Origin of the sequence: Helicobacter mehlei (genome assembly GCF_007280785.1) — a bacterium.
GTDB classification, from domain to species: Bacteria; Campylobacterota; Campylobacteria; order Campylobacterales; family Helicobacteraceae; genus Helicobacter; species Helicobacter mehlei.
In genome coordinates this window covers 26,362-37,543 of the sequence record NZ_VKGC01000012.1, presented here as the reverse complement: position 1 = coordinate 37,543, position 11,182 = coordinate 26,362, and the positions used below count along the sequence as shown (strand labels likewise).

Here is an 11,182-nt window from a genome sequence, read left to right as displayed (position 1 = left end):
CAAAGTCTAGAGTCGCCATAGCCTACATTAACGCATTTAGAACGGGGAAACAAGGGTTAAACGCAACGCGTTTAATGGAGCGTAGCGAAACCCGAAGGGTTTAATGGAGCGTAGCGGAACGCGTAGCGTTTAATGAGCAAAAGCCCCTAGGGCTTTTGCAAAATGCGCCCGTGTTTAGTATAATGTGTTAGGCATATAGGTTTGACTCTAGGGCGGTTGGGGTTTTGGGTGGGAGGCAAGTGGGAAACCCAACAAAGGAGTCGCCCTATGCATAAACTGCTAATAGTATTAGCGTTTGTGGTCGTTTTCGCCCAACGACTGCTTTAGCGCAACACCCCGCCAAAGGGCGGGGGGCGTAACGCTGGTGCTATTGTGCCACATATTCGCTTAAAAACAAACACACCAACACGAATGCGCTAACCGATTTTAAGTTCTTAGGGGGCAAAATAAAAACGCCCCCAAATGGGGGCAATACACCACAAAAAAAGATTTGCTATGCGCAAAGCTAGCAAAAATCTTTTGCGCTCATTTTGCCTAAAAATCTCTTTTTTTGGGCTTAAGTTTGTATTAAAATTCAGATGATAGCGTGGGGATTTCCCTTTAAGGCGGGGTTCTTTTGGGGTGTTTAAATCTTCTCTAGCTTTTTGCAAGTCCCCAACTAGAGTGGCGAAGGGTCATGACAAGCTTTGCATTACCCCCCTCTAGCCCCCTATGGTGGGCACTTGGTTAGGGGGCATTTTACAAAAGAGGTAAAACTCATACCGTTGTGCCACATTTTCCCTTAAATGTGCTTGTAAAGATTGGGGATCGCAAATTATTCGCGTCCGGGATTAAGTGCTCATTGCCTAAATAATAATACAGCACGAAAAGCGATCCTCTCAAAACTAAGCAAAGATTAGATATAATTTCGAAAATCTTTTTAGGAGAATGTGTGAAAAAGGGAATCCATCCGGAGTATATTCCTTGCAAGGTAACTTGCGTGACCAGTGGGAGAGAGATTGAGGTTTTGAGCACAAAGAGCGAACTTAGGATCGATATTTCTAGTTTTTGCCATCCTTTTTACACCGGGAGCGACAAGATCGCAGATACTACCGGGCGTGTAGAGCGCTTCAAACAAAAATACAAAATGCAGTAGTGCTCACTCTCTTGCCTACACCCATTGGCAACCTGAAAGACATGACTTGGCGTGCTTTGGAAGCTTTGGTTAGTTGCGATGTGTTTTTGTGCGAGGATGTCCGTGTCACCAAGCGACTCCTCTTTTTATTAGAGCAACAAACGTGGGCACAAGGCATCTTGCAAACCGGTTCCAAACCACTTAAGCAGAAGCCTTTTATGTCTTTCCACTCCCACAACCAAGAGGCATTTTTAAAGCAAGTAGAGCCCTCTTTTTTTCGAGATCGGCATGTGATCTTTGCTAGCGATGCGGGCATGCCCTGTGTGAGTGATCCGGGAGCTAGGCTGGTTAGTTTTGCTCAAGAACACAATATTGCTTATGAAGTGTTGCCCGGGGCGAGTGCGTGTGTGGGTGCTTATAGTGCTAGCGGGTTTGAGTCGGCTGGATTTTGTTTTGTGGGGTTTTTACCACCCAAGCTTCACGATCGGCGCGCCAAAATTGCCCAGTTGCTAGCAGAAACCCCAAAAGTTTTGGTCTTTTATGAGAGTCCTCACCGCTTGCTAGATACCTTAGAAGATTTGGCACAGATCGCCCACCAAAGTGCACTTTTTGCCATTAAGGAGATGACCAAGCTCCATGAGTGTTTTTTTAAAGGGAGTGTCTTAGAAGTGTCCCAACAAATTAGGGCTTTGGGGCGTAAGGCCTTGCAGGGCGAATGGGTGTTGGTTTTACAGAATAGGGAGAAGCGCGAACCTAGTTTGCCTCTATCAAGCATTGAACAAATGGAGCTACCCCCCAAAATCAAAGCCAAGCTTGTAGCAAAAACGTTAGGAGTTAGTCCTAAGGAAGTCTATACGCCTACGCATAAAGAGGGTTAATGGTGGTTTTTGGCAAACAAGTGGTGTTGCACATGCTCACGCATTATCCTCAGTCTATCTCTACTTTCTATTTGGCTAGAGAGGTGGATAGGAAGCTCTTTAATTTATTTAAAGCCCACAAAAGGCGTTATGCGAGTCAAATTGTTGCGCTAGATTTTAAGAAAGCCCAAGCGATGGCTAAAGGGAATAACCACCAAGGTTTTTTAGCCCAAGTTTTGCCCCCCAAACTAAGTACTTTAGAGGAAATCAAGCAACTCAATAAAATCTTGGTGCTGTGTGGCTTGAGCGATGTGGGGAATGTGGGTGCGCTTTTTAGGAGCGTGGCGGGTTTGGGCTTTGAAGGGGTGATCTTGGATACTCCTATGCCCTATGAGGGCTTGGTGCGCTCCAGTTTGGGTGCGCTCTATGATGTGCCTTTTTGTGTGCGTAAGAATGTCCTAGACACCATTTGTGAGTTGAAGGGTGCTGGGGTGAGTTGTTATGGGGCACACTTGCAGGGGCAAGATGTTAGGGAAGTCGTGTTTACCAAGAGAGTGGCACTTTTTTTGGGGAGCGAGGGGGAGGGCTTGAGCTCTAGGGTTTTAGACAAGATGGATTGTTGCGTGCACATTAAAATGCATGGCAAGATGGATTCACTCAATGTGAGCGTAGCGGGAGCAATTTTGATGGATAGGGTGAGAGGATGAATGAGAAGGAAAAACTAGAGGCTTTAGACAAAACGCTCGCATTTTTGCAGGAAAAGGATATTAAAGAAGTATCCCAAACAACGCGCATTGCTATCAACAGGCTAGAAGCCATTTACCAAAAGAAGTTTGATGCCTTGCAACGCGTGCATGCGATGGGGTTTTTACAGATTTTGCAAAAAGAATACCAAGTGGATTTAAACCATTGGATGGCTGAATATGACAAGCATTTTTTTGCCAAGTCCTCTCCTGATCTAGACAACACGTACGTTGCCAAACCTCAAGAGCCACAAACCCCGCTCTCCTCTCCTTTTTTGGACTCTAGTCGTGTAAAAGACCCCACAGAAATCCCCTCTTTTGAGCCTGAGAAAACACCCAAGTGGTATTTTATGCTCCCCTTAGTGGCTTTAGCGATCCTAAGTGTAGGGATTTACATCTATTATAAAACTTCTAAGACCTTTAGCCCCCAAACCCATGTTGAGATTGCCCAAGAAAACCCAGAAACCACCCCCACCCTAGAGGAACCCCCCCCCCATGCTAGCACGCCACAAAACCCCCCTAAGCCCACACCCCCCCCACCAAGCCCGGCTACATCGCCCACAACTAAGCCCACCCCAACACCTCCCCCAAGTCCCCAAAAAGAAAAGGCAAGCACTCCAGAACCCCAAGATGACAGCATTGTGATCACCCCTAAAGAGGAAGTGTGGATGGAACGTATTGACCTAGACACCCATTACAAGACCCAAGCGATCATCAAAGAAACCTACACCTTTGAAACCCATGGGCATAAATGGCTCATAGCCTTTGGGCATGGCAATTTATCTATTAAAGCCAATGGGGAAGATTTGGATTCTAGTCGGGATCGCCCCTTGCGCTTTTTATACACCCCTAAAAATGGACTCACCCGCATTAGCCTTTCAACTTATAGAAAACGGAGCCCCTAGTTGAACCCTTTAAAATACCTCATCCTCTCCATCAGCACCACAAGCCTTCTTTTTGGGGGTGCGCTAGAGGATAAGATTCAAAATCTCATTGGCGATCGCTTTTATTTGACTAACCGTAATTTTATCGATCGGGTTTTTAGTAACCCCAATAGTTTTTACGACCAGCAAGGTAATTTGCAGGTGAGAAAAGTGTTGCAAACGCTCAAGGCCAATGGCCTCTTGCCCCTCAAATTCAAACAACCCGGGACCTTACGCGTGAGTTTTGAAGCCCAAAGCTCCCCCCTCTTGCTTTTAAAGACCATCCAAAGCGTGCTGTCTTTAATGGGCTATTCTTATGTGATGGTGCTAGAGATGGAGCACAAACAAGATTGGAGCAAGGCTACCTTTGGCTTTAGCACCGAATACGCCCTAGACCCCACGCTTTTAGGCGAGTTATTTGCCAAAAAGGGCTTTGATTTTAGCGATGTCAAACGCGATGATTTGCAAAATTGGCATTATGCCTTCCAAGTACGCACTCCCAAACTGGCTAACGCCATCTCCATTATCCCCACGGGGCATTTTAGAACCCTCAAAGAAATTAGCGGAGAGTATTGGCTAGATATGGCCTATAGTGGCAAGTTAAGCATCATTGCTAACCCCGATTGGCAACCCCAAATTAGCTTTTTTGATTCTTCTTTGCGCATGCGCGACTTTATTTACGAGAAAAACCCCACCTCTAAAATCAGTGTCTCCATCCCCAGTGAAGTCCGCTTTATTAAGATCAGCGACATGCAAAACCCCATTGTCCTTAAAGGGGGAATCAAGGTTTTACTAGAAGCCTCTAGGCATTAAGAATTTAATTTTTCTCTTAACTCTAAAGTCTCATGCTCTAAAAATTCCAGCCATCTCTGTGGGTGGGCATGTTTGGCAGTGATAAAAATATCCTTATCCCCACGCCCAGAAACATGTGCGATGATCTTTTTATTTTTAACACTCTTGCTCAACTCTAACACTCCCGCTAGGGCATGGCTGGATTCTAAAGCTGCAATGATGCCCTCATGTTTGGCAAAGAATTGCAGGGCATGCAAAGCCTCTTCGTCTCTAGCACTCAAACAATGCAAACGCCCGATATTTTCCAAATGCGCAATTTGTGGGCCAATCCCCACATAATCCAACCCCGCACTGATCGAATGGGTTTTAGCCAAGTTGCCTTGATCATCTTGGATAAAAATACTCTGGAATCCATGTGCGATCGCCATTTTCTTACCCGGGCGCATACGCGTGGCGTGTTCGCCTAAATTAGTCCCCCTGCCCCCGCCCTCTATGCCATAAAGGGCGCACCCCCAATCCTCCAGAAAGGCACTAAAAAAACCCATCGCATTGCTCCCCCCACCAATGCATGCCACCAACATATCGGGCAAGCCCTCAAAATAACCCTTGATCTGCTCTTTTAGCTCTTTGCCAATCACGCTTTGTAAATCCCGCACCAAATCCGGATAGGGGTAGGGTCCCACAGCCGAACCCAGCACATAATGCGTGCTAGCGACCTGCTCACTCCATGCCCTTAGTGCCTCATCTACAGCATCTTTTAAGCCCTGATCGCCTTTCTCAACTGCATGTACATGCGCGCCTAAAAGTTCCATGTTAAACACATTGGGGCGTTGCCGTCTAACATCTTTGGCCCCCATGTAAATATGGCACTCTAAGCCCAATTTAGCACACGCGCTTGCAGTGGCTAGACCATGTTGGCCCGCCCCGGTTTCAGCGATGGCTTTTGTTTTACCCATCATCTTAGCCAATAAGACCTGCCCCAAGGCGTTGTTAATTTTATGCGCCCCGGTATTAGCTAGACCCTCAAATTTTAAATAAATTTCATTGCCCAAGATCGCCGAAGCGTTTTTAGCAAAGATCAAGGGCGTTGGGCGGCCAATAAAATGCGTGCATAAGTCTTTAAAGGTGTTTTGGAATTGGGGTGTTGGCAAGATATTTTCATAGGCCTTAGCCAACTCCAATAGGGCATCTTTGAGATTTTCGGGCACAAACATGCCCCCAAAATGCTCCCCAAAAAACATATTTTGGGATTTGAGAAACAGACTAGGTTTAGACATACAGACCTCTTTTTTGTTTTATAATTCTTGCAAGGCCAGAGTGCGCAAATACCCATTTTCACTCAGCATCACATACAAACGCCCCAAGACCTCCTTTTTCTCCTCGCTATCCAAAAGCGCACTCTCCTCGATCTTTTGTTTCAAAATGCGCTCCATCTCTTTGGTGTCATACTCCAAATCCTCTAGGGCATCTAAAATCGTTTGGGCTTCCAAAATATGGCTGATTGAAAAGGGCTCAGGCGCGCCTACAGCATGCACATGCACGCAACACTCAGTAGGGTGGGTGAAAAGATTATGGTGCATGCCCAAAACCTCTTGATAAGCCCCCACCAAGAAAAACCCTAAAAAATACTCCTCTTGACGCACATCCACTTCGTGCAAGAACAAGGGCTTATTTTTATTAAAGCTAATCTCCCCATCGCTATCACAAGTAATATCCCACAAACTCGCACTCCTAGTGGGCTCTTGATCTAATTTGTGTAAGGGCATGACTGGGAAGTTCTGCCTCAAGCCCCAATAATCCGGCAAGCTTTGGAAAAAAGAGCAATTCAACAAATAGCGTTCTTGCACCTGTTCTTGAATGCGGATAATGTCGCTGTGATCTTTGTGCCTAAAAAACCCAATGGCTTTTTTGATGATCAAATGCCCTAAAACCTCCGCATTGCTGCGATCTTGCAAATCAATGTAGCCTAAATCAAAGAGGGTAAAAAGGGATTCCATGTGATCCAAGCTGTCATGCAAATATTCAATGGCGTTTTTGGCGTTGATATTGTGGTAGAGATCCTCCATTTCAGCTACTAGGGGCGGGTTAGTCTCCTTAAGACGCAGAATGCTTTCATCATAATCTTGAGAGAACAACTCCAACACGGGAGCGACCAAGACCGCATGGCTAGCACTGATAAAACGCCCCGATTCGATGAAAATATTAGGCTCTAGCTCCTTCTTATTTTTCACAATCTCTTTGAGCAAAAAGACCACATCGCCGGCAAACTCCTCTAGGGTGTAATTGCGCTCGCATTGGTGTTTGTGCTGGGAGTATTCAATGGCTAGTCCCCCGCCAATATTCACACTCTTAAGATTAAACGCCCCCATTTTGCGCAACTCAGCATAAATATTCCCCGCCTCTTTGAGTGCCTTTTTTAAGGGCGTGATGTCGCTAATTTGGCTACCAATGTGGAAATGAATCATGCTCAGTTGCCCTAATAGGGCGTGTTCTTCTAACAAACGCATCGCCTCCAGTAATTCCGTGCTGGCTAGCCCAAACTTGGCGTGAATCCCCGTGCTCTTAGCCCAAATCCCCACCCCTGAGCTGTGCAAGCGCACGCGAATCCCGATTTTGGGGCAGAGTTTGGCATTCTCCCCTGTGGTGTTATTCTCTAATGCCACTTCTAAGATACTCTTAAGTTCGCTTAGTCCCTCTATGGTCAGCGTAATATCTGCCCCCATGCTAGAGGCAATAAAACCCAGCTCAATCATTTCCTTGTCTTTAAACCCATTCACCGTGATGGGCGCGCCCTCTTGGATATAACTCATCGCCAAAATTAATTCGGCTTTGCTCCCGGCCTCTAAACCATAATGCCCTTTAAACGCCTTAGAGATCTCCACTAGGGGCAAAACAAAATGGGGCATGTGATTGACCTTCAAGGGGAAGACCGCTTTAAACGCCCCGCTGTAGTGGTATTGGCTAATGGCATTAGAAAACATGTTAAAGAGTTCTTTGACTTGTTTTTCAATCAAATGGGGGAAACGCAAGAGCAAGGGACCTTTAAAGCCCTGTTCGCGTAACTCCATCACAATCTCCATTAAGCTAGGCTTGCTCCCCACATTGAGTTTAACCAACCCCCCCTCAATCACAAAATCCTCTCTACCCCAATATTCTAAGCCATAAGTTTGCATGCCATCCCTTTAAAAGTGGCAGTATAACAAAAAAAGCCTCTTTGTGTGCTAGAATCACCCCATGAAAGCACCCAAACACCCCCCTGCTATGCACACGTTGTTAAATGCCCCTTGTTTTGTAGGTTGCAATCGCGCGATCTTAAAGGCTTTGGCTAATGCATTATTAGAGGAATGCCGGCAAAATCAATGTGGCTATGAAAACCTAGCCCAGTGGTGCGGTGCGCTCCAAGCGCGCTATGAGGCTCTATTAGCTCCCCCCTTTAAGAAGGTTTATAACGCCACAGGGGTGTTGCTCTCCACCAATTTAGGGCGCGCGCCTTTGGAGAGTGGCGCGCTTAGAGAATTGGAAATTTTAAGCGGTTATGTGGATTTAGAGGTGGATTTAGAACGGGCTATGCGTTTTGAGCGCGCTTTTCAGGCGCAAAATCTCTTAAAGGCACTTTTCAACGCCCCGGACGCGCTCATTCTGAACAACAACGCGAGCGCGCTGGTGTTAGTGGCGAGCGTATTTGCCCCTAAATCTAAGCGCAAACAAACCTTGCTTTCTTATGGGCAGTTGGTCGAAATTGGGGGGGGTTTTCGCGCCCATGAACTCTTGGAGAGTGTAACCCACCTTAAGTTAGTGGGGAGCACCAATAAAACCTATTTGCGCGATTATAAGAATGCTTGCAGCGATGCCAGCGCGCTACTTGCTAGCGTGCATTGGAGCAATTTTTCCATGCAAGGGTTTGTGGCTAGCGTGCCCTCTAAATCTCTTTTTGCTCTAGCCCAAGAAAAGGGTCTTGTCCTTTATGAGGATTTGGGGAGTGTGCAAAGTTTGGAACACACTAAAAAAGCCCTTAAAAGCGCGCATCTTTTGAGCTTTAGCGCGGATAAATTGCTAGGGAGCGTGCAAGCCGGGATTGTGCTAGGGGAGAGGGAGCATATAGAAGCCATGCGCGCACACCCGCTTTATCGCGCCTTTAGGGTGGATAAGATCACGCTTTTTTTACTCACCAAAAGCCTACAAGGCTATTTACAAGGGCAAAAAACCCCTTTGCAAGCTTTTTTAGAGCAAGATAAGGATGTTTTGCTCAATAAAGCTTTGAAATTGCACCGCGCTTTAAGCCAGATAGCCGGCTTAAAAGCCTTTGTGATCCCCACTCAGGCGCGTATAGGCGGGGGCGTGCAGATGGAGGATTTAGAGAGTTTTGGGGTGCAAATACAGGCTAATATAGATTCTAAAGCCCTCTACCATGCCCTCTATAAAAGGGGCGTGGCTGGAGTGGTGCGCTCTGATTGCGTGGTGCTCGATGTTTGCGCACTTTTTGAAAAGGATTTTTTTGCCATCACACACTTTGTGCAAGAGATTTTAAAAAGCCCCTAACCCCTTGTGGTGGATTTTGGGTGATTTGGTCATCGCTGGGGTTTTAAAAAAGGGATCGCCACTAAGACTATCATATTTTTTGCTATCATGGGGAAAATTTACAATGAAAGGCTTTTTATGTTTGCACGCTTCAAGCACGCCTCGCTAAGGGCTAAGATCGTAGCGAGTATTGTGGCTGTTTTGGTGGTTTTGATGCTGGCGATCTTTTATTTTGTGATAAATCATGTAGAAAGTATTTTGAAAGCAGAGGCAATCAACCGCCTCCAAGCTCAGGTGCGCAATGCCGGGCAGGGCGTGCAAGATAGCATTGCACGGACTTTTATGCGTCTTGTCTCCTTGCGCGGTGTTTTAGCCAACACGATTCAAGAAGCCCCCTTTAAAAAGCAACTCTTAAGCGATTATCTGTACAACACCCGTGCGATCAACGCGCTCGCCATAGGGCTAGAACATGACCCAAATGGGGCTTTTAGGCTAGAACAGGTTAAAGTAGGCGATACTAATAGTCTGAACGGGAATGGCGAGATTGTGGAGCTAAAAGCCCCGTATTTTTATGAAAACCCGCTTTATTTGGAGAGTAAAAGGGAGAATAAAATGGTGCTGGGTAAGCCCTATGTGCGCACCATGCAAGACAAAAGCGAGATTTATGGTATCGATATAGCCTACCCCATCAAGGATGCCCATGGGGCTTTTAGGGGGGCGGTGATCTTGTTTGTCAATATCGATCGTTTTGGACTTGTGCTCAAATCTTATGGCGTGGGGGAAACAAAATTTAACCTGATCGCCCAAGATGGGACTTTACTCTATGTTGAAAAACACCCGGAACTGCGCAACACCTCTTGGGAAAAGTTCCACAAGACTTTTTCTGATGAGGGAATTCCCGTTATTGCAAGTGGCAAGCCCGATGTGATGATGGTGCGTTCTGCAGTGAGCGGCTTGACCTCCTATGCAGCCATCTATCCTTTTAGGGTGATCGGCAAGAGTGTTGGTGACATGCCTTGGTTTTGGGGGGTGGTTGGGGTGCGTAGCGAAAAGCGGATTTTTAGAGATGTGGATGCGATCCGCGCCACTTTGGCAATCACCAATATTGTTGGGTTATTGGTGGTGATCGGGGTTATCTACGCGCTCATTTATACCTTAATAATCAAACGCATCGGGATTGTTTCGGATAATTTACACAACTTCTTTAAAATCCTGCGCCGTGAGGTTTCAGCGGAGAATATCCAACTCGTGCCCGCTAGGAATTTAGACGAATTGGGGCGGATGCAAGAGAGCATTAACCAAAGCATTCAAGAAATCCAAAAAAATATCATGCAGGACAACCAAGCGGTGGAAAATAGTATCCAAGTGGCTTTAAAAGTGGAGAGTGGGGACTTTAGCCAAACCATTAGCGCAGAGCCCCATAACCCTTCTCTAGCCGCACTCAAAACCAATCTTAATAACATCATTCTTTACATGCAAAAGAGTATTGGCTTGCACATGCAAACCCTCCACGATGCCTTTGAGCGTTACTCCCAATTTGATTTTAGAAAGGGGATTCCCCAAGCAAGCGCACAAATGGAAAAGGCCGTGGATGCGTTGGGCTTAGAAACCAGACGCATGCTCAGCACTTCGGCTGGTTTTGCCAAAGAGCTAGATGGCAAGGTCAATGCACTTAACTCTTGTGTCGATCGACTCAATGAAATTGCGGTGCGCCAAAATAGCAGTTTGGATAAAACCATTTTGAGTATTGGGGAGATCACAGGGGGAATCACGCAAATAGCCCAACAAAGCACGCAGATGATCCAACAAGGTCAGGACATTAAAAACATCGTGGAGATCATCCGCGACATTGCTGAGCAAACTAACTTGCTGGCTTTAAATGCCGCCATAGAAGCCGCCCGTGCGGGCGAGCATGGGCGCGGGTTTGCGGTGGTGGCTGATGAGGTCAGAAAGCTAGCCGAGCGCACGCAAAAATCTTTGAGCGAGGTGGAAAGCAATATCAATGTCTTGGTGCAAAGCATTGCAGACACTTCCGCACGCATCCAAGAACAATCTAGTGGCGTGCAGAACATTAACACCGTCCTAGAGGAGTTTAAAAAAGATACGGCCAGCTCCCTAGCCATTGCCCAAGATTCCCAAGAGGTTTCTAAGGGGATTGATGACATCTCTGCCCAGATTGTTGAGGATGTACAACGCAAGAAGTTCTAAAGAGATACCTAGCCTTTGGCGTTGGCG

The 11,182-nt window shown here is 46.5% G+C and carries 9 protein-coding genes; 7 read left to right on the top strand and 2 right to left on the bottom strand.

Translation table 11 applies throughout. The annotated features are described in order from the left end of the window. Window positions 1-931 precede the first annotated feature (931 nt). The 5 genes from rpmE to FNE76_RS05410 are packed head-to-tail and all read left to right on the top strand — an operon-like array spanning window position 932 to window position 4,450. Window positions 932-1,135, top strand: a complete 204-nt coding sequence (rpmE, locus tag FNE76_RS05430) for a 50S ribosomal protein L31 (RefSeq protein ID WP_120948823.1) — start codon at window positions 932-934, stop codon at window positions 1,133-1,135. Next, a complete protein-coding gene (rsmI, locus tag FNE76_RS05425; RefSeq protein WP_120955985.1) occupies window positions 1,135-1,992 on the top strand; it encodes a 16S rRNA (cytidine(1402)-2'-O)-methyltransferase in 858 nt (285 codons plus the stop codon). Before rpmE ends, rsmI begins: the two co-directional genes overlap by 1 nt. After that, window positions 1,992-2,678 carry a TrmH family RNA methyltransferase gene (locus FNE76_RS05420; RefSeq protein ID WP_120948825.1) on the top strand — a complete coding sequence of 229 codons (687 nt, stop codon included), beginning with the start codon at window positions 1,992-1,994 and terminating at the stop codon, window positions 2,676-2,678. The genes rsmI and FNE76_RS05420 overlap by 1 nt, the downstream gene beginning before the upstream one ends. Then, complete coding sequence (locus FNE76_RS05415; RefSeq protein WP_143928413.1) at window positions 2,675-3,619, top strand: hypothetical protein; 945 nt, start codon at window positions 2,675-2,677, stop codon at window positions 3,617-3,619. Before FNE76_RS05420 ends, FNE76_RS05415 begins: the two co-directional genes overlap by 4 nt. Continuing rightward, window positions 3,620-4,450 carry a hypothetical protein gene (locus tag FNE76_RS05410; RefSeq protein ID WP_120948489.1) on the top strand — a complete coding sequence of 277 codons (831 nt, stop codon included), beginning with the start codon at window positions 3,620-3,622 and terminating at the stop codon, window positions 4,448-4,450. On the opposite strand, the gene trpB is transcribed toward FNE76_RS05410, so the two are convergent. Next, complete coding sequence (gene trpB, locus FNE76_RS05405) at window positions 4,447-5,706, bottom strand: tryptophan synthase subunit beta (RefSeq protein ID WP_120948490.1); 1,260 nt, start codon at window positions 5,704-5,706, stop codon at window positions 4,447-4,449. The two genes, FNE76_RS05410 and trpB, sit on opposite strands and share 4 nt — an antisense overlap. An 18-nt stretch (window positions 5,707-5,724) precedes the next feature. Further along, a complete protein-coding gene (gene speA, locus FNE76_RS05400; RefSeq protein ID WP_120948491.1) occupies window positions 5,725-7,602 on the bottom strand; it encodes an arginine decarboxylase in 1,878 nt (625 codons plus the stop codon). Between the two features lie 61 nt (window positions 7,603-7,663). On the opposite strand from speA, the gene selA reads away from it, so the two are divergent. Beyond that, window positions 7,664-8,968, top strand: coding sequence for an L-seryl-tRNA(Sec) selenium transferase (gene selA / locus FNE76_RS05395; protein ID WP_235852279.1), 1,305 nt, complete (start codon window positions 7,664-7,666; stop codon window positions 8,966-8,968). A gap of 117 nt (window positions 8,969-9,085) precedes the next feature. Further along, window positions 9,086-11,155 carry a methyl-accepting chemotaxis protein gene (locus FNE76_RS05390; RefSeq protein WP_120948508.1) on the top strand — a complete coding sequence of 690 codons (2,070 nt, stop codon included), beginning with the start codon at window positions 9,086-9,088 and terminating at the stop codon, window positions 11,153-11,155. Window positions 11,156-11,182: the final 27 nt, after the last annotated feature.

Bases quoted from the DNA above. Each gene is read 5' to 3' on its own strand.
- FNE76_RS05420 (WP_120948825.1), top strand. From the start codon at position 1,992: ATGGTGGTTTTTGGCAAACAAGTGGTGTTGCACATGCTCACGCATTAT.
- FNE76_RS05415 (WP_143928413.1), top strand. From the start codon at position 2,675: ATGAATGAGAAGGAAAAACTAGAGGCTTTAGACAAAACGCTCGCATTT.
- trpB (WP_120948490.1), bottom strand. From the start codon at position 5,706: ATGTCTAAACCTAGTCTGTTTCTCAAATCCCAAAATATGTTTTTTGGG.
- speA (WP_120948491.1), bottom strand. From the start codon at position 7,602: ATGCAAACTTATGGCTTAGAATATTGGGGTAGAGAGGATTTTGTGATT.
- selA (WP_235852279.1), top strand. From the start codon at position 7,664: ATGAAAGCACCCAAACACCCCCCTGCTATGCACACGTTGTTAAATGCC.
- FNE76_RS05390 (WP_120948508.1), top strand. From the start codon at position 9,086: ATGTTTGCACGCTTCAAGCACGCCTCGCTAAGGGCTAAGATCGTAGCG.